The sequence below is a fragment of the Roseivirga thermotolerans genome (assembly GCF_014653175.1).
Classification (GTDB): domain Bacteria; phylum Bacteroidota; class Bacteroidia; order Cytophagales; family Cyclobacteriaceae; genus Roseivirga; species Roseivirga thermotolerans.
Genome location: NZ_BNAG01000001.1, coordinates 940,302 through 962,319 on the forward strand (window position 1 = coordinate 940,302; position 22,018 = coordinate 962,319).

At 45.1% G+C, this 22,018-nt stretch carries 14 protein-coding genes; 9 read left to right on the forward strand and 5 right to left on the reverse strand.

Annotation, left to right across the window (positions count from 1 at the left end; all coding sequences use genetic code 11):
- Nucleotides 1-7 precede the first annotated feature (7 nt).
- The 3 genes from IE164_RS04030 (at nt 8) to IE164_RS04040 (ending at nt 3,344) form a co-directional block, all read left to right on the forward strand.
- Entirely contained in the window at nt 8-1,036 is a 1,029-nt protein-coding gene (locus tag IE164_RS04030) for a PorP/SprF family type IX secretion system membrane protein (protein ID WP_189628892.1), read from the forward strand.
- Between the two features lie 111 nt (nt 1,037-1,147).
- The gene (locus tag IE164_RS04035; RefSeq protein ID WP_189628893.1) at nt 1,148-1,636 is read left to right on the forward strand and encodes an asparaginase domain-containing protein; all 489 of its coding nucleotides are present in this window, start codon (nt 1,148-1,150) and stop codon (nt 1,634-1,636) included.
- Between the two features lie 100 nt (nt 1,637-1,736).
- On the forward strand, nt 1,737-3,344 hold the full coding sequence (locus IE164_RS04040; protein WP_189628894.1) for a S8 family peptidase: 1,608 nt from the start codon (nt 1,737-1,739) through the stop codon (nt 3,342-3,344).
- A 921-nt stretch (nt 3,345-4,265) separates the two neighbouring features.
- Here the strand turns inward: IE164_RS04040 and IE164_RS04045 are convergent.
- From IE164_RS04045 to IE164_RS04065, 5 genes are all read right to left on the reverse strand, one after another.
- Nucleotides 4,266-6,437, reverse strand: coding sequence for a TonB-dependent receptor (locus tag IE164_RS04045; RefSeq protein ID WP_229838512.1), 2,172 nt, complete (start codon nt 6,435-6,437; stop codon nt 4,266-4,268).
- Between the two features lie 110 nt (nt 6,438-6,547).
- A complete protein-coding gene (locus tag IE164_RS04050) occupies nt 6,548-6,859 on the reverse strand; it encodes a DUF6660 family protein (RefSeq protein ID WP_189628895.1) in 312 nt (103 codons plus the stop codon).
- 49 nt (nt 6,860-6,908) lie between these two features.
- Nucleotides 6,909-9,296, reverse strand: a complete 2,388-nt coding sequence (locus IE164_RS04055) for an ABC transporter permease (RefSeq protein ID WP_189628896.1) — start codon at nt 9,294-9,296, stop codon at nt 6,909-6,911.
- 636 nt (nt 9,297-9,932) lie between these two features.
- The gene (locus IE164_RS04060) at nt 9,933-11,003 is read right to left on the reverse strand and encodes a WD40/YVTN/BNR-like repeat-containing protein (protein ID WP_189628897.1); all 1,071 of its coding nucleotides are present in this window, start codon (nt 11,001-11,003) and stop codon (nt 9,933-9,935) included.
- A 145-nt stretch (nt 11,004-11,148) separates the two neighbouring features.
- A complete protein-coding gene (locus IE164_RS04065; RefSeq protein ID WP_229838514.1) occupies nt 11,149-11,949 on the reverse strand; it encodes a DUF6503 family protein in 801 nt (266 codons plus the stop codon).
- A gap of 180 nt (nt 11,950-12,129) precedes the next feature.
- On the opposite strand from IE164_RS04065, the gene IE164_RS04070 reads away from it, so the two are divergent.
- The 6 genes from IE164_RS04070 (at nt 12,130) to IE164_RS04095 (ending at nt 21,925) form a co-directional block, all read left to right on the forward strand.
- Nucleotides 12,130-14,505, forward strand: a complete 2,376-nt coding sequence (locus IE164_RS04070) for an ABC transporter permease (RefSeq protein ID WP_189628898.1) — start codon at nt 12,130-12,132, stop codon at nt 14,503-14,505.
- A gap of 162 nt (nt 14,506-14,667) precedes the next feature.
- Nucleotides 14,668-17,127: an ABC transporter permease gene (locus IE164_RS04075; RefSeq protein WP_189628899.1), complete on the forward strand. Its 2,460-nt coding sequence runs from the start codon at nt 14,668-14,670 to the stop codon at nt 17,125-17,127.
- Nucleotides 17,128-17,410: 283 nt separating this feature from the next.
- Nucleotides 17,411-18,958, forward strand: coding sequence for a hypothetical protein (locus tag IE164_RS04080; protein ID WP_189628900.1), 1,548 nt, complete (start codon nt 17,411-17,413; stop codon nt 18,956-18,958).
- A gap of 107 nt (nt 18,959-19,065) precedes the next feature.
- Entirely contained in the window at nt 19,066-20,094 is a 1,029-nt protein-coding gene (locus tag IE164_RS04085) for a sensor histidine kinase (protein ID WP_189628901.1), read from the forward strand.
- A complete protein-coding gene (locus tag IE164_RS04090) occupies nt 20,091-21,149 on the forward strand; it encodes a histidine kinase (RefSeq protein WP_189628902.1) in 1,059 nt (352 codons plus the stop codon). Before IE164_RS04085 ends, IE164_RS04090 begins: the two co-directional genes overlap by 4 nt.
- A complete protein-coding gene (locus tag IE164_RS04095; RefSeq protein ID WP_189628903.1) occupies nt 21,146-21,925 on the forward strand; it encodes a LytR/AlgR family response regulator transcription factor in 780 nt (259 codons plus the stop codon). The genes IE164_RS04090 and IE164_RS04095 overlap by 4 nt, the downstream gene beginning before the upstream one ends.
- Nucleotides 21,926-22,018: the final 93 nt, after the last annotated feature.

Sequence of the window (22,018 nt, forward strand, 5' to 3'; positions counted from 1 at the left end):
TGAGTATATGCAAAGAGCTTTTCTAATTGTATGGATAATTATACTTGGCTGGCCAAAGCCTCAACTGCAGGCACAAGACCCACAGTTTTCTCAGTTCTATGCGTCACCCCTTTATTTAAATCCGGCACTAACTGGTTCCACAGACCGGGGGCGTGTGGGTGTTAACTATCGAAATCAGTGGCCTTCGCTCACCCACACGTTCACCACTATTTCGGCCTATGCCGACTACTTTTCCAAAGCTGCGGAAAGTGGTATAGGTCTTATTGTTACTGAACATAAAGAAGGCTTTCTCGATTTTAAGTCCACCGAAATTGGAGGCTTATATTCCTACAAAATGCAAGTAGCTTCCGGTCTGGTGCTTCGTACCGGAGTTCAATTGAGCTATTTTCAAAAGAACATCAATTTTGAAGAGTTGGTATTTGGCAACCAAATCGACATTGTAAATGGGCAAGTAGTGGGGCCAAGCGGAGAGGTGTTTGAAAAAGGAGCCAATGTCAACTTCCTTAGTGCATCGGCCGGAGCGTTGCTCTATACCAACCTGGCCTGGCTGGGCTTTTCTACCCACCACATCAATGAGCCCAACCAATCGTTCATCGATCAGGAGAGCCGACTTGCCAGAAAGTACTCCCTTCATGCAGGCTACAAGATTATGTTTGCTAAAGGGAAAAGGCTTCGAACAGTGGCCTATCAGTTTCAGGAGCGATCGGCCACGCTGGCCCTAAACTACAAAAAGCAAGGAGGGTTCAATCAGCTCGACATGGGTGTTCAGCTCTACTTTCAACCCCTTGTGATTGGTGGTTGGTATAGGGGCATTCCTATTCAGAGTGTAAACAAAGTGTTTAAGAACGAATCCATTATTGCTCTTGTGGGGTTGGAGCTTAATAGTAATATGTCTTTTGGCTATAGCTATGACTTCACCGTTTCGCGCCTGGCCGGTTCAACAGGAGGCGCTCATGAATTTTCGCTTACGCTTAACTTTGGCAAAATTGTGAAACGCACCAGAAGAGACACCATTTTGCCTTGCTTCAAATACTAGACAAGATGCTTTAACGAAAGTCTCGTTGCTTAAAGGAGGGGGCTGCCAATTCATAAGCTTAATCAACAGGAGAGTTGCCTCCAGTAAGCACTTTATGCTTATCTTCCATGCGTGAAGATTCTCATTATCCAAACCGGAGGAACAATAGACAAAGACTATCCGAAAACGACTAACGGATATGCTTTTGAAATTGATCAACCGGCCGTCTTGCGCGTATTGGAGCAAGTAGCGCCCGGGTTTGAATATGAGTGCATAGAGCTAATGAAGAAAGACTCTCTGGATATCACAGAAGCCGACCGGAAATTGTTGCGCAAAACGATTATTTCGGCCGAGGCCACAAAAATTCTGATTACCCATGGCTCGGACACCATGCCCGAAACCGCCAGCTTTCTGAACAATATTCAGGGAAAAACCATTGTCCTTACCGGTGCTTACAGACCAGAGCGATTTGCCAATTCAGATGCCGCATTTAACATTGGCGTGGCTATTGGTTCGCTCAACACCTTAGAGCAAGGCACGTTTATTGCCATGAATGGATTAGTTTTTCCCGCCAACAGAGTGCGGAAGAACTCCGTTACCGGTAAGTTTGAGTACCAGTAGTATTGGTTGATTTGCCGAGAAATGCACGGGAGAATAGAATAGAGTGCCCGGGAGCATGTAAGTTTGTAATGATTAACTATTGAAACGATTAATTAAGTATATGAAGAAGTTGATTTTCGCGCTGCTTTTTCTGGCAGCATTTGCACTAAACGCACAAAACACACCACCTAAAAACTGGTTCAATCTAGATCCGGTAAAAGACTCTGTCAATGGTGTGAGTACAGAAAAGGCCCTGGAATATTTAAAGGGGCGAAAGAGTAAAAAAGTATTGGTGGCCGTTATAGACTCGGGCATAGACATTGAACATGAAGACCTGCGCGATGTAGTGTGGACTAATGAAGATGAGATTCCCGGCAATGGTATTGATGATGATAATAACGGTTTTGTAGACGACATTCACGGCTGGAATTTTATTGGAGGAAAAGACGGCCGGAATGTGGGAAAAGATACCTATGAACTTACCCGAGAATATAAAAGACTGAAGGAAAAATACGAGGGCAAATCGGCCGAAGACATAGCCAAATCCCAGAAAGAAGAGTTTGAATACTGGCAAAAGATTAAGGCTGACTTCGAAAAAACCTACAACGAGTCTAACCAACAGGTGCTCATTATGAATAGTGTGAATAGCCAGTTAAAACGCTACAACAAGCTTTTTGAAGCCTATTTGCTCGATGATGAAATAACCTTTGAAGACCTGAGCAAGATTAACTCTACGGACCAGGTGATTTCCAGAGGTAAAGAAGTGCTCTCACAGATTTATGGTATGACCGACAGCTCGCTGTCTGTAGATACGCTTATTTACCTTATAGACCAGGACATTGAACGAGCCAGTGAAGACACCAAATTTGCCTACAGCCTTGACTTTGACCCCCGAGAAATTGTGGGAGACGATCCCACTAAGCTCGATGAAGTTGGCTATGGCAACAATGATGTAATTGGTAAAGGAACCGATAACTTTCATGGCACCCATGTAAGTGGTATAATCGCTGCTGTTCGGGGCAACGGCATTGGTATTGACGGTGTAGCCGACAATGTGGAGATTATGGCCATTAGGGCTGTACCCGATGGAGACGAAAGAGACAAAGATGTGGCCAACGCCATTCGCTATGCCGTAGACAATGGGGCCCAAATTGTGAACATGAGCTTTGGAAAAAGCTACTCTCCTAATTCTGAATATGTATTTGAGGCCATTGAATATGCCGCTAAGAAAGGCGTATTGCTTATTCATGCAGCCGGAAACTCGGCTGAAAATATTGATGAAGCCAATAACTACCCCAACGACAAATTTGGCCGAAAGAAAGACTGGCCCAACTGGATTGAAGTAGGAGCGTCATCATGGGGTTCTGAAAATAATTATGTGGGAGTATTTTCTAACTATGGTAAGAAAACTGTAGACGTTTTTGCTCCTGGTGTAGCCATTTACTCCCTTGCCCCCGGAAACGAATATCAGGATGCTCAGGGCACCAGCATGGCGGCTCCTGTAACCACAGGAGTAGCAGCCCTTCTGCTTTCATACTTCCCTGAGCTTAGCGCAGAACAGGTGAAAGACATACTGATGAAATCGGTTAGAGGTATCGATGTTAAGGTGAATCAGCCCGGCACTGGCGAAGAAGTGAAGTTCTCTAGCCTTTCTGTTTCAGGAGGTATCATCAATGCCTACGAAGCTGTGAAATTGGCAGAATCGATGAAGCTTAAAGGGAAAAAGTAGGGGTCAGAAATGAGTTAAACGGGTGTCGGCTCCAGAGATTGACTCAACCCAAGCAGAGGCTCTCGGATAGAAGTCTTATTGAGAGGAGATAAAACGAATAAGGCCCATGTTCAATCATGAGCCTTATTTTTGGTTATTGCCGGCCACAATCGGTGTCCTCACCGATTAATATATACTGTTCTGAAGCTTCTGAGGTGCTTCCTTGACTGGATATCGCTCTTTTCCCAGATCAATCCTCAGCGTCCCGTGCCAGAGATACTGAGGGTGCCGGAGTAATCAGCATATCAGGGAGTTTTTCCTGATATACTGATTTCCTAAAAGCGTTCTACCGATCTACGGCCACAATCGGTGTCCTCAACGATTGATAGACGCAGTTCTGAAGCTTCTGAGCTGCTTCCTTGACGGGATATCGCTCTTTCCCAGATCAATCCTCAGCGTCCCGTGCCGGAGACACTGAGGGTGCCGGAGTAATCAGCATATCAGGGAGTTTTTCCTGATATACTGATTTCCTAAAACCGTTCTACCGATCTACGGCCACAATCGGTGTCCTCACCGATTGATTTATACTGTTCTGAAGCTTCTGAGCTGCTTCCTTGACTGGATATCGCTCTTTTCCCAGATCAATCCTCAGCGTCCCGTGCCGGAGACACTGAGGGAGCCGGAGTAATCAGCATATCAGGGAGTTTTTCCTGATATACTGATTTCCTAAAACCGTTCTACCGATCTACGGCCACAATCGGTGTCCTCACCGATTAATATATACTGTTCTGAAGCTTCTGAGGTGCCTCCATGACTGGATATCGCTCTTTTTCCAGATCAATCCTCAGCGTCCCGTGCCGGAGACACTGAGGGTGCCGGAGTAATCAGCATATCAGGGAGCTTTTCCTGATATACTGATTTCCTGATCACCGTTCTACTTACCTAAAACTCCAGGATAATTCCCCCATTCACAATAAAACCGTCCATAGGAGCCCATACCTCAAGGGCTTCGGGATTCATACTGTTAGAGAGGTTGATGTTCTCAAACCTGGATTGTCTTGTATCGGAGAAGTTCTCAAAGTTTAGGTAAAGGCTAATGCGCTCAAACTTCCTTAGAGCCATAAAACCTACAATCCAATAATCATCCGTTTGGGAATAGTCGTTTCTGAACTGTTTTCCTGTATAATAGCTTTCCAGCCCAATTCTCCATTTTTCATGCTCCTCATAAACCAGCACAGCACCAATATTATGCTTGGCAGTTAGCGGTTTTTGCAAATCGGCATTGTAACCCAATTCCGTGTCTATGAGTGCATAATTCACAAAGAGCTTAAAGTCTTGATAAGTAAGCTTCAGATTCGTTTCAAGCCCTTTGGAACTTAGGTTGCCATTAGCATTCTGGAATGTGTAAGTGCCCTCAATACTTGGCCCTGAAAGAACCACAGGATTATTCAATTGAGTATAATAGAAAAGTTGGTTTACGCTGAAAGTCCACTCGTTTCCAATGGCCGTTTTGTAGTTGATGTCGAAGTTTCCGCCATACGACTGTTCCGCATCCAGGTTATTCAGGTTGAAGGACTCCAGGCCTTGAAAAGAAAGCCTTTCTGTATCTTCCGTGAAAATGCTTGGAAGCTTGTAGCCAAGTCCACCGCCCGCTCTAAAGGTGAGTTTAGGGTGCGCTTTGTACATTAGCGAAAGCCTGGGCAAAGTCTGCAGCCCGTAATTTTTGCTCTGATCCAACCTTAATCCCGTTTCCAGCGACCAAAAATCACTCAGCTGTGTGTTTTGTTGAACAAAGACACCGGCTGTGAACTGACTGTAGCTTCTGTCATTGTTATTTGCATGGCTTTCGTTGAACCGATCGGAATAGATGTTCATACCAACCAGCCAGCTACTTCTTGATTGGCCAAACGAGTACGTTGCCTCGCTAAAAGTGGCAATTTGCTCACCATCAAAGCCATACTGATACTGATGAATGCCCCTGTCGAAATGCAGTAAACTGTTTTTAATGGATAGTCTCCTGTTTTCGTCCCAGGTTTTGGTATAACTCAATTGGTAAGACATTCTTCTCGATTCATTCTCTTGCAGATAGTTTTGAGCACTTGGCTCACGATTGTCTACTGCGGTGAGGTTTCCTCCCCAGCGATCTTCAAAGGTACCGTTCAGTGCTAATCTGAACTCATCGGTTTCTGAAGGCTTAAAGAAAAGCGTTGGGTTAAGGGTGATGCTTCTGGTTTCCGGCAGGTCAGAGAAGTTATCGTCATTCGCGTCATATGCCGTTTGTCTATGTGCCGAACCAAAAAGGGTATATGACCATCGGCCATCTTCTGAGGCATGAAAGGCATTCAGTGTGGTTCCGCCAGCAGAAGTCTGATCCATCATAATTTTGGTTAGGGCTTCGGCCTCTGGTCTAATACTCACCAGGTTAACCAAACCGGCAATGGCTCCACCACCATAGAGTGTAGAATTACTGCCTTTAATTACTTCCACCTGACGCAGATCCAGTGGAGGAATTTGCATAATGCTCAGGCCTCCCGAAAACCCACTGTAAAGTGGAAATCCATCTTTCATAAGTTGGGTGTACCTTCCGTCTAGTCCCTGAATCCTGATGCTCTGGTTGGCCGAACTCGGAGAAGTAACCTGCATTTGTATGCCGGTGCTTTCGCGAAGCAGCATGGCAATATTGGCCGACCGCATAACTGCTTTTTCCTGAAGTTCTTCCATACCCAAAAACTCTATGCGCGTAGGAATGTCTTCTATGCTTCGGCTGGTACGGGTGGCAGTTACCACCATTTCTTCCATTTCCTCTTCATGGTGCTCCATTAATATGCGAATGGGTTGGTCCCCAGTATAAGGAATGGAGAAGCTAAGGGTTTGTGTTTCATAGCCCACAAAGGAAAACCTGAGTTTTATGGTGCCATTGGGCAGGTTTGTCAAAGTGGCCTCACCGTTTATATCGGCAATAGCACCCTTGTTGGGGCCGGCATAAACAGTAGCTCCAATGAGCGGTTCGTTATGGTCGGCATCCAGAATTCTGAACGATAATGAGTTTTGTGCCCAAGACAGTACGCTCGCAAGCATACCGCAAAGGGCTATCAATGCTTTTCTTGTATTCATGAGATAGTTTTAATTACTTTTTTAAAATGTAAGAATTGAGCAGAGTTACCCTGCACTCCTTTTGAGGGAGTGCAATGAATAGCGTGGCCTCCGCTTTGGTAAATGAGCAATTAAACTTGCGGGGGTTGCCAGATTTCGTTGATAACACCCTTAATGGGCATTACTCCTGGCAATATTTGAGGGGACTGGTTGCGTCTTTCTGCTTTGTCCACACTGTCGGCCAACCGAATGAGAGGTACTTTGCAGCAGGCACAGCAACAGAAGGGAGGGCACTCCTCTTCTTCTCCGTTTTCTATAGGGAAGTCGGTTGCACTGGCCACTACTCCCTCATCAAAGTCAGGAGAAACCAGCACCTCATCGGGGCAGGGAACCAGGCTTAGAACAAGTAGCAGAAAAGAAAAAATGGCAAACAGCCTTTTCATGATTCAAATCTAGGCATCATTTCGGTGCAACAGCATAACAATTGCAAAATTACTCCTGTCGCAACGTCTTTACCGGATTTTTTAAGGCCGAATTCATAACAATTGCGGCTACTAAAACAAAGGAAGTGCATAGGGCCACGGCCAGTCCGGTCAACAGAAGGCCAATGTTCAGTTGGCTTTGATAAATAAAATTTTGGCTCCATCGGTTTATGCCCCAATAGGCCAAAGGAGTTGCAATGAGGCTGGCAAGCAGTATTAGTTTGAATGTACCACTGTACATTATGGTCACTATTTGACCCGACATGGCACCTAGTACTTTCCGTATGCCAATTTCCTTTCTACGTTGGTCTATGGTAAAACTGGTGAGACCTATTAATCCAATAATGGAGATAGCCGCACAGAGAATGGTCATAAATCCAATAAGCTGGCTTTGAGTTTTGTCGGCCTCGTATTGCTCATTCAGGCGGTCATTAAAAAAACTGTATTCGAAGGGATAATTGGGCAGTTGTTCGTTCCATACCTGTTGAGCAGCAGCCAGCGCTTCGCCTGCATTGTTCTGGTTGAATCGCACAATGAGATGCTGCCCGGGGTTGGGGTTAAAAACAAAGACCAGCGGCTCAATAGGGTTGTGCAACGAGAAGTGATTAAAGTCGCGTACCACGCCTATTACATGGCCTGGTTGTTCCTGATGAAAGAAGCCCATTTTTTTACCCAATGGTTCTTGCCAACCAATGGCCTTGGCAGCAGTTTGGTTAATGACAAACTTAGCGTTGCCCCGTGTTTCGTTTGGCGAGAAAAACTCACCTTCAGCCAAAGGAATTCCCAGAGTTTCAAGGTAGTCTGCGCCACCGTGCAGGTATTTAAATTCTATCTGTTTCATTTCTCCATCCATTTCGGCTTTAAACACAATCTGGCCAATGTTGGTACCGGGTAAAAAATCAGAGGAGGTTACCTTTTCAATTACCGGAAAAGTTTCAAGCGCATTTTTCATGGAGGTGTACTTGCTCTGGGTTACCGAGTCGGCAGTGGTAATGAGTAATATTTGGTCTTTCTCAAAACCCATGTCTTTGTTTTGTAAAAAGGCAATCTGATCTTTCATGAGTAAGGTAGAGAGTAGCACTCCTATTGAAATTACAAATTGGAATAGCACCAGTCCCTGCCTCATTAGCTGGCCTTTTTTGCCGGAAGACCAGGTGCCTTTAAGCGCGCTAACCGGTTTTATGGCGGATAGGTAAAAGGCTGGGTAGAGGCCTGCTACAAGGCCCGTGACGGCCACTACCAATAAGGTACCTGCCAGCAGGGAAGGATTATTGAACAGGTTGAAGTTGAAGTTTACCCCCAACCACGATTGGAGCGGAGAGTGCTCTACGAGCAACCAAACAAGTAGCAGCGAGAGCAAATAGGCAGAAAATGCCTGCACCAGCGATTCTACCAGCAGGGAGGTTCTCAAACGAGTAGCATGAGTTCCCAATACTTTGCGAATACCAATTTCTTTGGCTCTTAGGCCTGCTCTGGCCGTAGAAAGGTTGATGTAATTAATGCAGGCTAAGAGTAAAATGGCTAACCCTACCATGGAAAACACCAATAGGTTGGCGGGGTTGCCTTTGGCAAAATCATCGTCTATTGTCTCTGCATCATAATGAATATCGGCCAGTGCTTGCAGCCGCAGCCTATGTTTGCCGTTGATCTGATTGCCGAAAGGCATGTAGTACTTTTCGTTAAAGGGGCCAAACTTGCTTAGAATATCTTCTTTGGTGGTGCCTTCTTGCAGCAACAGATAGGTTATGCACTCCGCATTCCAAAGGGCCTCAGAATTGAAAGTACCGTTTTGCATGGCGAATTCTCTGGAGCGCACCCCGGAAATCAGCACATCGAATGCAAAGTGAGTGTTTTTGGGGAGGTTGGCATAAACTCCTGTTATGTTCAGTTTTTGACCATCGATAGTTATGGTTCGGTTTAGACCCATATCGTTGCCAAACAGCTTGTCGTTAACGGTTTTAGAAATAACCACGCTGCCCGGGTTTTTTAAGGCTGTTTTGGCATGGCCAGCCAGTAATTTCAGGTCGAACACATCAAATACAGAGGGATCGGTATAGTACATGCGTTCTTGCCGAAAAACCTGGTTATTGTGCTGAATCTCTCCTCTTCCAACAAAGCCAAATCGAGAAAAATTTTCTATTCCCGGGAGTTCTTCCATCATTTTCTCCGGTAGTTCGGGAGCCGAAAAGGCGGTGTTGAATTCAACCCCGGGCGCGGAGAGCACATGACTTACGCGGTATACTCTTTGGTGATGAGTAAAATGCTGATCGTAGGTTAGTTCATGGCTAAGAAACAGGAGCAACCAAATGCTGGCCGAAAGACCAAAAGTGAGGCCCACAATGTTTAAAAAGCTAAACAGACGATTTTTCCAGAGTACACGCAGAGCAAACTTAAGCATAACAATTTTTTAACTAACACTTTCGTTCAAGGTGATAAGATAAATCTACTTTTGCAATGAAAAGCCCCATTACTCTGGCCTTTGTCTATACTGAGTCTATAGCAATTGGTTAAAGAAGGTTAAAATGGAACACTCAGATTTACTTTTTGCGTTAATAAGCATCGAAGAAGTAGGGTATGCAGAGGCGATTTGGTATGATAATTGGATAAGAAATTGAAAGTAAAAATCGAGAGCTAGTCAGTAGTTCTCTTCATACAGTTAGTAGTTTATTTGTTTAGGACCCGAAGGAGTAGTTACCCTTCGGGTTTTTTTTATGTCCTTTAACTGGTCTGACCACTCGAAGTGGTGAGACCAGTAGTACCGATTAATCAGCATCGTTCCCACATAGAAGGAGATGCTCAATCATTTTTCTCTAAATATATTTCTGGCAGTATAATCTTCACTTCTTGGTCAGAGTTTTCGGCCTTCCAGTAAAGAAGGTAGTTTGTCTTACATTCTTTGATATCGAAGCCCTTTTCTTTGAGTTCTATAAGTTTTTCCTTGAAGCTTTTTGAACACATACTAATTATAAAATATGGAGATTGCCGTACTTCGCTATGCTTCGTTTGCAATGACGAAACAGACCGAGCGCCAGTCTCAATACCTAATACTATTGTCCTTAAACCCCAACTTTCCCACCGCTCCTCCGGGTCCACTTGCCCATACCGCTTCTCCATCGAGTGATACATCTACGGCATAGTATTGCCCTTCCATAAGAGTGTAGGCTTTATCTCCCTCGCGGTAGTAGTCGCAGGACTCGCGGCCAACGGCAAACACATAGTTTTTCCATAAGGCAACCCCAGAACGGTAACCTTTGGGTTTCATACCAGCCATTACCGGGAACCAGCTTTTGCCACCATCGGTGGTATAGGCCGCGTTGATTTTGGTGAGCGAGTCACCCCGATAGTCTCCACCCACCATTAGGCCTTCCATTTCATTCTTAAAGTCTATAGAGAAAATGCCTTCGGTAGGCTCTCCCGACTGAATAGGGGTAACTGTTTTTTGCCAGGTTTCCCCTTTGTCGAAGGAGTAGAACAGACTGGCTTCTTGGCCTCCCAAGCCAATGTAAACCTGGCTTTCGCCTACTGTTCTCAGGCAGGTACCGCTGGCGGCAAAGCCTCCTTGGCCTTCCAGCGCCTGTGGTCTTTGCTCAAAGGGCAGTTCGTTCCAGGTTTCTCCACCATCGGTAGTTTTGAGAATCAATAGTCTTCCATTAATGGCATCTCCAAAAGCAATGCCCTCCTTTTCATTCCAAAAGTCCATGGCATCGTAGAAGGTGCCTTCCACCATGCTGAAATACTTCTGCTCCCAGTTCTGACCGCCATCAGTGGTTTTATAGATAACGGCAGGTAAGCCTGCACTCAGCACAATGGCTGTGTTGGCATCGAAGGCCTCAATGTCTCTAAACTGAAGGGTGTCGGTGCCGGGAATGGATACGTTTTGCCATGTGGCTCCACCATCGGTGGTTCTGATAACGGTGCCCCCGCTGCCACTGGCCCAAGCCACCTGATCAGACACAGTGGAGAGTCCGCGAAGTCCTGCATAGACTCCAGACTCCTGGGCTTGCCAATAAGGCTCAGGCTTTTGCTGGGAGGTTTCTTTTTTATCGGCTTTTTGTGAACAGGAGAAAACGAAAAGGCTGATGAATAGTAGAGCGAAGTATTTCATAGGTCTAATAAAATATATTTTATGTCATTGCTGCGTGGCAGAAATCTACATTTTAGGTCATGCTGAACTTGTTACAGCATCTAATCATCACCATAGATATAGAATAAAAATGATCCTGAAACAAGTTCAGGATGACGTTCTAATCTTATTGTTTCAGGGCTTGAAGATCCGGCTTTTCAGGAGAGGTAAATACGGAGGCAGGTAATTCATCGAAGACCATAATATCTTCCATGCCTCTTTCTCCCCGGCTACTGGAAAGCATTATTTCTCCGTGTTTTTTATAGTCTTTCCAGGGATTAATAAAACCTGGCTCTTCATTGTCGGCTGTCGAATAGTAGGCCCACTGAGTCACCAGCTTACTTTCTTTGTCTACCCACACGTAGTACATGTTTTGTGGGGTACGGCCCACGCTTTCGAAGGTAAGGTTCAGCTTGTCCGCAGGTCGGCCATCTTGCGTGGCTTCTTCGCCCACATATTTCAGTGTCACTCCAGAATCTTTCAACTTATAGGGCATTACCAACCAGTAAGAATGGTTGATCCAGATGCTCTTGGCGGTTTGCATCAGGTTGGCCACAGAGTCGGCATCGGTTATTTCCCGACCATTCATAAAGGCTCGTCCGGTTTCGTCATTAATGTTGCTAATGAGCGTCATACCATTGGGTCTGTCTATTCGAACATTGCCTGTCCATTTATCCCAGACCAGTGCATCGCGACCAAAAAACTTCCAGGCGATGTGCCTGGTATTATCCCAGGCTTTTCTTCCACCCATGGCTTCCATTACTTCATCGGCAATGGCAATGGCTCGTGCATCGGAGCCTTCCATGTTAAAGCCTTCAGCCGGAGGGTTTCCATAAGGTTTTTCATTATCGGAGGTTGAGTTGTTTCCACAGGCAAGCACAATGGCCAGGAGCAGAAACATGGCAGAAAGTCGGGCAATGATTTTCATAGGCTAAGGTTTTGTTGTCAAATTACAGCTTTCGGTGGCTTCAGACAATACCGGTGAAGTAATCGGTTCACTACAAGCAATTGATATTTGACTGTAACCATAGAACAACTGAGGGAGTCTCACAAGGCAGAAAGTATGTAATTACTTACATTAAGTGGTCAAACTCAAACAAAACCGGTCATGTTCAGAAACTACTTTAAGGTGGCTACTCGAAGCCTCATCCGCCACAAAGGCTACTCTTTCATCAATATTTTTGGTCTTACCGTGGGCCTGTGTGCTGCTTTACTCATTTTGCTTTATGCAAAAAGTGAGCTCACGTATGATCGTGTTCATACCCAGGCAGAGAACATTTACATGGTTTACAAAGAGCGGATTACCCCCACCGGTACTCAAGAAACTTTCGATACCTGGGCACCAACCTGGGAGGCTTTAAAGGAAGACTATGCTCAGGTTGTGAACGGAGCGCGGGTTATTAACCAGGGGCTGTGGGTAGAAGTGAATGGAGAGCGCTTCAACGAACCGGCTACTTTAACAGACCGCAGTTATTTTGAGCTGTTTGACTTTAAGCTGAAGGAGGGCAATCGCCAAACAGTACTTTCCGGGCTCAATGAGGCAGTGGTGAGCCAGGCACTGGCTGAGCGACTTTTTCCCGGAGAAAATGCTATGGGTAAAACCATTATGGTTCCTTCTCTGGATAATCAATACATTGTTACCGGAATTTTAGAGGAGGTACCCTATAATTCCTACTTACAGCCTAACCTGATTGTGCCGGTACAGAGCCACCCGGAGTTTGAAGGAATAGCAGGAAACTGGGGCAGTTCGTTTCTGGAGTCTTATGTGCTGTTGAAACCCGACACCGATGTGGCTGAACTCGAGGCGAGCTTTGAGGACTTTATTGCTAAGATATGGGATGCTCAAACTGCCGAGAATACCAACTTTAAGCTCCTTAACCTACTAGATGTGTATGACCGATTCAATGACAATCGGCAGTATGCCTACATCTTGCTGATTGTGGCCATAGGTATTTTGCTCATTGCGGCTATAAACTTTATGAACCTGGCCACGGCTCGCTCAATGGAAAGAGCACGCGAAGCCGGTATGCGCAAGGTGTTGGGGGCCGTAAAACCCCAACTGGTTATTCAATACCTCACAGAGTCGCTAACCATTACATTTATTTCACTCGTATTGGGATTGGTACTGGCCGTGGCACTTTTACCCCGGTTCAACACATATTATAATATTGGTCTGGCCACCGATTTTTGGCAGGATCCGGGGAATATGCTGGCTATTTTAGCAGTCGGGTTACTCATTGGTTTGGCTTCAGGGCTTTACCCTGCTTTCTATATCACCTCTCTCAAAAGTGTGGATACATTGAAAGGCAAGGTGCTAAAGACCAACGGTGTTGGTAAGTTTATTCGAAACGCCCTGGTGGTGCTTCAGTTTATGTTTTCTACTCTGCTCATAGTAGGCACGCTAGTTATTGGGCGGCAGGTAGATTTCATGAAAAACAAAGACATGGCTTTCGACAAGGAGAATTTGCTGGTGTTACCCATTAGAGTAGACGATTTTCCGAGCGAGGAGCAAGGTATAAACCAACTGAGCGGTTTGCGTAATGCGCTTAAAAGTCATACCTCAGTGACTTCGTTAACAGCCACCTCTTCGATTCCCGGTAATTTTCCGGGGCGTTTCACCTTTGTGGTGCCCGATGGCTTTACTGCAGAGCAGCGATTGAGGATGCGGTTTACGTTTGTAGATCATGATTTTTTCTCCAGCCTAAGGATAGAGCTCCTAAAAGGGCGGGATTTTTTACCCAACAGTGAGCAAGACCGTAGCGAAGCGGCTATCGTAAACAAGGCGGCTCTGCAAGCCTTTGGTTGGGAAGACATAGAAGGCAAATATCTCAATTTTGGTAATCGAAAAGTTCAGGTAATTGGAGTGGTAGATGACTATAATTTTGAGTCACTGGCCAATGAAGTAGCCCCCATTATTCATTTTTATCGTCCTCCGGAAAATGCAGTGCATTCCTTTACGGTAGCTCGGGTGGCTGCCGGCCGTACGGCCGATGCGCTTAGCCTGGCCAAAGAGCAATGGGAACTGGCGCTACCTTCTGTACCTTTTGATTATTACTTTGTAGACCAGCGCTTTCAACAACTCTATGAGGCTGAAGAACGACTTACGGGAGCCATAAGTACTTTTTCTATGGTAGCCATAATTATAGCCACCATGGGACTGCTAGGCCTTTCTTCTCTTATTACAGCCCAGCGAACCAAAGAAATAGGCATTAGAAAAGTTTTAGGGGCCACTGTAATGTCTATTATCGGCTTATTGTCTAAGCGGTTCGCCCTGCTCATTGGCTTGGCCTTTGTGCTGACTATTCCCGTGGCAGTGGTCTTACTCAACAATTGGTTGGCCGATTTTGCTTATCGTATTCATCTAGGGCCGTTAGTGTTTTTGGTGGCATTGGTCGGCACCTTGTTTGTGGCCCTTATGGCCATTGGTTTGCAAACGGCAAAGGCTGCTTTGGCCAACCCGGTGCAGTCTATGCGCTATGAGTAAATTCTGAAGGCAAGGGATGTAAATGGGTTGGTTAAACCCGATATTTCTGTTGTAAACCGCATAAAAAGCAATTTTGGACTTCTTGTTCAGATAAAACGGCTATTGATCATTGACTCATTTTTGCATGTTGAGGCAAACTATTGGGTTCAAAAACACAAAATCATGATCAGGAGCTATTTTAAAGTGGCCTTCAGAAACTTGTTCAAATACAAGGGCTACTCTTTCATCAACATCTTTGGCCTTACGCTTGGGTTGTGCACAAGCATGCTCATTTTTCTTTATGTGCAAGACGAGCGGAGTTTTGATAAAATGCATGATGATGCACACCTAATTTATCGTCTTGAAAATTGGTCACAATACGAAGGAAACGAAAACCACTGGGCAGCCACACAAGGGTTTCTTATTCCGGAAGTGGTGAGTCGCTACCCTGAAATAAGGTCGGCCACGAGGATTTACCACAACAACACACCGGAGACCTTCAGTACCGATGTTAATTTTTACAACGAGAAGGACTTGTTCTATGCCGATTCTACCTTCTTTGATGTATTCACTTTTCCCGTTCTTTTTGGAGACCTGTCTACAGCACTCGATGACCCAGGGAACATCGTACTTACCGAATCTACCGCCAGAAAATATTTTGGACGCCCCGATCCTATTGGTGAGATCATAAAGCGGGGAGCAACTCCTTTTACCGTATCTGCGGTGATTCAGGACATACCGCATAACTCACACTTTCGGTTCGATTTACTAATCCCTCTTTCAGAGTTTCAACGCAGGTTCCCTCAGTTTGTAAACGGCAGGGGGCCTTCTACTTTCTATTCTTATGTGAAAACGCTCAATGAAGAGGCCAGCAAAAACCTAAGAGCAAAGCTCGATGCAGACGTGCTGGAAATTATGAATATTCGCGATGCCAATGGAGAAATTAACCCCATAGAGGGTCTGAGCGTGAGTATACGCACCATGCCTCTAACGGATATTCACCTATATGGGCATGCTGAAAAGGAACTGGGCAACAATAGTCAGGCTCAGTATATCTTCATCTTTTCTACAGTGGCTGTGTTCATCCTTATTATAGCCAGCTTTAACTATATGAACCTGGCCACGGCCCGTTCTACCAAACGATCGAAAGAAGTGGGTATGCGCAAGGTACTGGGGGCTCGCAAGCCGCAGGTGTTTTGGCAGTTTTTGAGCGAGTCATTCTTCTTTACCTTTATTGCTACTCTTTTGGCCTTAATGGCCGTAGTGGTACTTATTCCCTCTTTCAACGATTTTACGGGTAAGCGCATAGATGGTAACCTGTTGAATAACGGAGAGCTGCTTTTGAGCATATTGTTAGTCTATGGGGCGGTGAGTCTTTTGTCGGGCTTATACCCTTCTGTGTTTCTTTCCAACTTTCAACCGCTCAAAGCGCTCAAGTCCAATGTACTTTCGGGCAAGGGGCATAGCTTTAGCATATACTTGCGCAGAGGGCTGGTTATTCTTCAGTTTGGCATCTCCATATTGCTTATCATTGGTGCCAGCACCATATACCGACAGCTTCGATTTATTGAAAAGAAGGATGTGGGTTTTAACAAAGAGCAAGTATTGGTGTTAAAGCTGCCCGGCCGAGGCAGGGTGAATAATCTGGAAACCATAAAACAAGAGTTCATGGCCGACCCTTCGGTGGTGGTGGCTGCGCCATCATCGGTTATCCCCGGAGAGCGGGTACACATAATGACCGTGAGGGTTCCGGACTTGGTGACAACCGATGCCGGAAACGAAAGCCAGCAAGAAGATAATGGCATTCGTGGCATGCGCATAATGTCTGGTGATGAAGATCTGGCCGAGGTTTATGGATTGCAGATTGTAGCCGGCCGAGACCTTTCTAAAGAGATGGTTACCGATGCAACCCAGGGTTTTTTACTCAACGAGGCTGCCATTAGAGAGTTTGGGTTGCAAGAAAATCCGGTGGGTAGAAGGTTTGAATATGTCTATGGTTTGCCTGAACCAAAAGCAGGGCAGATTGTGGGGGTTATAAAAGACTTCAACTATGCATCGGTGCACACGGAGGTTGAACCACTGATGGTTCATGTAATGCCCTCCCACGCGGCCTACCTCAATGTGAGGCTGTCTACTGATGGCGTGCAGGAAACGATAAAGCGTCTGGAAGCCAAATGGACCGAACTTCAACCCGCTGCTCCCTTTGAGTACTTCTTTCTGGATAGTCTATATGATGCACAGTACAAAACCGAAATGAGCATGGGCAAAACCATCACCTTTTTTACTCTATTGGCTATTGTTATAGCCTGCATGGGTCTCTTTGGCCTTGCCTCGTTTATTACCGAGCAGCGCACCAAAGAAATTGGGGTGCGAAAGGTGCTGGGAGCTTCCATTAGTTCCATTATGGTGGCACTTTCCAAAGAGTTTGTGCTGCTGGTTTTGCTGGCCAATATCATGGCCGCTTACCCTGCCTACAGTTTACTCAATAATTGGTTGAGCGGATTTGCCTATAGGGTAAATATAAGCCCCGTTACTTTTTTGAGTGCTGCTGTCGTTGCCCTTCTTATCGCCTTTATCACCATTAGTTTTAAGACCTATATGGCGGCTCGCAGCAATCCGGTAAAGGCGTTGAGACACGAGTAAGCCTTATAACTTTTCAGACCTTAGCCACAATTTAGGAGACACCTTTTAGGGCGAAGGGGGCTATTCCACGGTTCAGTTCAAAAACCCAACAGTTCATTTCAGTTGGGTTTTTTGTTGCATACAATCTTTTCATCATTGTAATGTCAATACCGTTCTAAAAGAGCGGTGTTTGCCAAAGGTCAAAAACTCATGGTTCCCAAATAGTGGGTCTGCCCTATGCTAAAGGCAGGTTGGTTGCCCACCTCAAGGGACCAATAATTGTTAGAAGATGAAAACTCAAAAAATGAAAATCAGAAGTTTAGTAATGGGAGTGGCAGTAGCCATATTGGCCCTCTTATCTTTCACCCATCAACTAAAAGCGCAAGACGAAAAAACCTCCACTTCAATTTCAATAGAAAAAGGTGTTCATAAGGTTAGCCATACCAACTCACAGGGAAGGTTCAATGTAGAGTACGATGGTAGAATAGAATTTACAGACGATGATCGGGCCATTAAGTCCATTTCGCGAGGTGGTTACCTCCTCATTCGTAAAACCAGCTTTGGCGACAGGCGTGAGATATTAGCCGAGCCCAATGCCGATGGCACCATTAACTATGAATATAGGGTGGGTCGTAACCGACAGGAGTGGAACAAAGAGGCGCAGGATTTTCTGGCCACTATGTTGCTGGAAGTTATTCGCACAACCGGTATTGGTGCCGAAGCCAGGGTAGAGCGATTTTACAAGCGAGGCGGTCTGGACGGTGTATTGCAGGAGGTAAGCAATATTAGGAGTGACTATGTATCGCGCATATACCTCGATGCTCTGCTGACATCGCAAAACCTGAACAACAAGGAACTGGTAGGAGTAGCCGATTTTATAAGCCGAAGAATAAGTTCAGATTTCTACACGGCCGAACTCTTTAAAGACCATTCTAATAAGTTTTTAAAGAACGAAGAGGCCACCAATGCCTTTTTAGCGGCTCTTGGGCGTATGGATTCTGACCATTACATAGCCGGTATTTTAGAGCGTGTATTGCGCGAAAATCTAAGTGATAGTTCTTTAGAAAAAGTGCTTTTGAGTGTAAAAAGAATGGATTCCGATCATTACAAAACCGGAGTAATCAAGAGTTTGCTCGATAGAAAAGACCTCAATGACAAAACCATAGACCGGGTGGTATTGTTGGCGGGCGACATAGATTCAGATCATTATGCCACTCAGGTTTTAAAGGAAGCCCTAAGCCGCCCCAACCTTTCAGACCAGGCCTTTAACAGTCTTATGGATGCTATGTCTAATATAGGTTCGGATCATTACGTAACGGAGACCTTTCGCTCAATGATCCGCTCCAGAGAAGTGCCCGATAAAGTGATAGAGGCGGTGATTAACCGTATAGAGTATATGGACTCTGACCACTACCGAACAGTGATTCTGAACGATCTTTTTGCCAACAATAAAGTTTCGGAGAAATACTTTGAGTCATTACTCAGAACGGTGGGCAAAATTGACTCTGACCATTATGCAAGCCAAATACTGGCCCGACTCTTAAAGGATAAGACCCTGAACGATGCCATGTACACGGCTGTGTTAGAAAGAGTGGCCGATATAGACTCTGATCATTACAAGGTGGGTATTCTAAAAGATGTAATGCGGGGTTCGCTGAACAAGAAAAACCTCATGGGGCTTTTGAAAGTAGCCGATGGTATAGACTCTGACTATTACAAATCGGAAGTGCTCAAAAATGCCTGCAACCTGGTGAGGGAGTCAGACAATGAAGTAAAAAATCAATACAGGTCGGTGGCCAGAAGCATTAGGTCTGATACCTATTATGGTAAAGTAGCACGCTGCATCGACTAGTGTTTTCTATCCGGAGGGTGTGTTTTGAAAGAGCCAAAAAGCCCATAGCGAAATTGGTCTTTTGAAATACACCCTCATTTTTTCATATCTTAAGTGAAACAGCACTTATGTTGCGCTTCTTACGCCTCATATTTTTTGTAATTATTGGCATAGCCTTCTTGTTTTATCTTCACTATGCCGAAAACAACAGGTTGCCACATCTGGTGAACGACCTGAACCTGTACGTCTTCACTCTGGTAGCTTCGGTATGCATTGGCTCGGGTATTGGAGTGATCAATAGGTGGCTCAACCATCAAATTCCCTGGAAGAGCAACGTTCTGGGACGTTTTATAACTGGGCTGGCGCTCGACTTTCTGTTTTTAGGAGCTGTGCTGCTCATATTAGGAGTCCTGGCCAATTGGTCCGGTCTTATTTACTACACCATGTTTCCGGAAGACATGTTTGTGAGGCAGATTGAACTGAAACTCATTGTGCTCTCTTTCTTTACCCTCTTTATGGTTACACTGGTAGAGTTCAACAGCTTTAGTTACAACGAGTACACCGTAGGACAAATAAAAAAGCTCCGTTCGCAACGCAAGCAGTTAGAGCTGCAGTTCGAGGCACTCAAAAGCCAGCTCAGCCCACATTACCTGTTCAATAGTATGAACACCATCTCTTCTCTGGTGTATCGCGATCCGGACATAGCCGAAAATTTTATTCGTAACCTGGCCGAAACGTTCAATTATGTGCTCAACACCCGTGAAGCACAGCAGGTGTCTGTAGAAGAAGAGCTGGAAGCCCTAAAAGACTATGCCTATTTGCTTTCCATTCGGTTTGGAGATGCCGTTTCAGTTGTTTTTCAAGTAGATCAGGCCTTTTATAAAAAGCCCATTCCTCCACTCACCCTTCAGTTGTTGGTAGAAAATGCCGTAAAACACAATGTGGTAAGCAGTGATCAGCCCTTGCGCATAGAACTTAGAGCGAATGAAGAAGAGCTCATTGTGTTGAACAATAAGACAGGGGCTCCTTCTCAAACAGACAGCCACAAAGTAGGGCTGGAGAATATTAAAAACCGGTATGCCTTTTTTACCGACAGGCCCATTCGGGTAGAAGATTCAGACCATTTTGAAGTACGCTTACCCATGCTTGCCTCATGAAGAAGAACCTCATACATCAGCCGCTGTTTCGCGTATTGGTTCCGCCCATATACGGTACAATGATGTACCTGCTCATACTGTTGCTCAACAATAGTCTGGGGCAGTTGGGCGACACCGTGTTTACTATTGAAATGTTGGTGTGTGTTGCCCTGGCCTTTCTCATTTCTGAATCGCTGCGTTTGGTAATTCTCTTATTTCAGAAGAAAGCCGGAGAAGACCTGCTCAAAACAACAACCATTGGCGCTCTTGTATTGACCAACCTGCTCGTAGGAGCCGCGTTGGTATTTTTGGCGGCCTATTGCTATTTCCGTTTTTCGGAGGGTATGTCTTATTTTTCTCTTTTTAAGGCCACTCTTTTTAAAATGGTGGTGGTGTATGGTGTAAGTGGTCTACTCTTTACCCTCTTCTTTTTGAGTACCCATTTTCTGTCTGAAAAAAACGAGACAGAGCTGCGAAAAGAAGATCTAAAGCGCCAAAATCTGGAACATCAGTTAGAGATATTCAACAATGAGATAAACCCCGACCTGCTTTTTCAAAGCCTGGAAACACTCATAAGCCTGGTGCACTATAATCAAGACAAGGCCGAAGATTTTGTAGATCGGCTCGCTGTGGTGTATCGGTATATTTTGGAAAATCGAAAACGCGAACTGGTGGTGGTAAAAGAGGAGTTGGCAGCCGCTAAAAACCTAATGTATCTTTTTCAGGAGCGCTACCCGGAGATGCTACAATTCAAATTGCTCAACAAAGAGCAAAATGCAGAAAAGCTAATGGTGCCAAGCGCCTTGCCTACTATGCTAGACTGTATTGTGAACAATAGCATTATTAACATGCACAGACCCTTGCATGTAACCATAGACGCTGCCGGAGAAGAAGGTTATTTGGTGATCCAATACACCGACAATCAGCGACTGAGTCAGAATAAGTTTATCAAGAAACGCTGCAAAAGAGTACACGAAGCCTTTGCCTTTTTTTCAGACAGACCAGTAATAGAAATTAAAGCCTATGGCAATGGATTTGTAAAACTACCCTTGCTAGACCTAAACGATCGTATATGAAGGTATTTATCATTGAAGACGAAATTCCTGCTGCCGAAAAAGTAGAGCGACTACTAAAGCGCTATGACGAAAGCATTGAAGTGGTAGGGCGAGCCATGAGTGTAAAACAAGCTGCTGATTGGGTGAAGAATGGCGGAGAAGCCGATTTACTTTTTATGGACATTCAACTCACCGATGGACTTAGCTTCGATATTTTTAAAGAAGTGAATCTGGACATTCCGGTGGTTTTTACCACAGCCTACAACGAATACGCCATAGATGCTTTTAAAGCCAATGGTATAGACTACCTTCTCAAGCCCCTCTCGTTTGAAGCCATCAGCGAAAGTCTGGAGAAGTTTAAGGCTCTCAAAAACAGGCTTCAGGAACAGGGACAGGCTGAAGCCAAATCGGTTATTGACCTGCAAAGTGCGCTTCAGATGCTAAGCAAACGCGACTATAAAACCCGTTTCATGGTCAAGATTGGCGAGCATATAAAGTCTATTACTACTGACTCTATTGACCTCTTTTATGCTGAAGGCCGAAACGCCTACATTGTGACCCACGAAGGCCGTAGGCTTATTATTGACTACAAACTGGAGACCCTGGAAGAAATGCTGGACCCCAAGAAGTTCTTTCGAGTAAACCGAACCTTTATTGTGGAGATAGATGCCATAAAAGATGTATTGGTGTACTCCAATAGCCGACTTAAGATTATCCTTAAGCTCGACTTTGACCGGGAGATTATTGTGAGCCGGGAGAAAGTAAACGCGTTTAAAGTGTGGTTTGATGGAGAGTGATTAATTCAATGGGCTGGCACAGGCTTGGGGAAATTTGGCGAAAGTTGCGAAAAGACAAACAACCTTTATATGTGAGCCAGAAGTAGTATACTT

Coding starts and splice junctions, on each gene's coding strand:
- IE164_RS04045 (WP_229838512.1), bottom strand. CDS start 6,437: ATGAATACAAGAAAAGCATTGATAGCCCTTTGCGGTATGCTTGCGAGC.
- IE164_RS04080 (WP_189628900.1), top strand. CDS start 17,411: ATGAAAATCAGAAGTTTAGTAATGGGAGTGGCAGTAGCCATATTGGCC.
- IE164_RS04050 (WP_189628895.1), bottom strand. CDS start 6,859: ATGAAAAGGCTGTTTGCCATTTTTTCTTTTCTGCTACTTGTTCTAAGC.
- IE164_RS04040 (WP_189628894.1), top strand. CDS start 1,737: ATGAAGAAGTTGATTTTCGCGCTGCTTTTTCTGGCAGCATTTGCACTA.
- IE164_RS04065 (WP_229838514.1), bottom strand. CDS start 11,949: ATGAAAATCATTGCCCGACTTTCTGCCATGTTTCTGCTCCTGGCCATT.
- IE164_RS04090 (WP_189628902.1), top strand. CDS start 20,091: ATGAAGAAGAACCTCATACATCAGCCGCTGTTTCGCGTATTGGTTCCG.
- IE164_RS04055 (WP_189628896.1), bottom strand. CDS start 9,296: ATGCTTAAGTTTGCTCTGCGTGTACTCTGGAAAAATCGTCTGTTTAGC.
- IE164_RS04030 (WP_189628892.1), top strand. CDS start 8: ATGCAAAGAGCTTTTCTAATTGTATGGATAATTATACTTGGCTGGCCA.
- IE164_RS04075 (WP_189628899.1), top strand. CDS start 14,668: ATGATCAGGAGCTATTTTAAAGTGGCCTTCAGAAACTTGTTCAAATAC.
- IE164_RS04060 (WP_189628897.1), bottom strand. CDS start 11,003: ATGAAATACTTCGCTCTACTATTCATCAGCCTTTTCGTTTTCTCCTGT.
- IE164_RS04085 (WP_189628901.1), top strand. CDS start 19,066: ATGTTGCGCTTCTTACGCCTCATATTTTTTGTAATTATTGGCATAGCC.
- IE164_RS04070 (WP_189628898.1), top strand. CDS start 12,130: ATGTTCAGAAACTACTTTAAGGTGGCTACTCGAAGCCTCATCCGCCAC.
- IE164_RS04095 (WP_189628903.1), top strand. CDS start 21,146: ATGAAGGTATTTATCATTGAAGACGAAATTCCTGCTGCCGAAAAAGTA.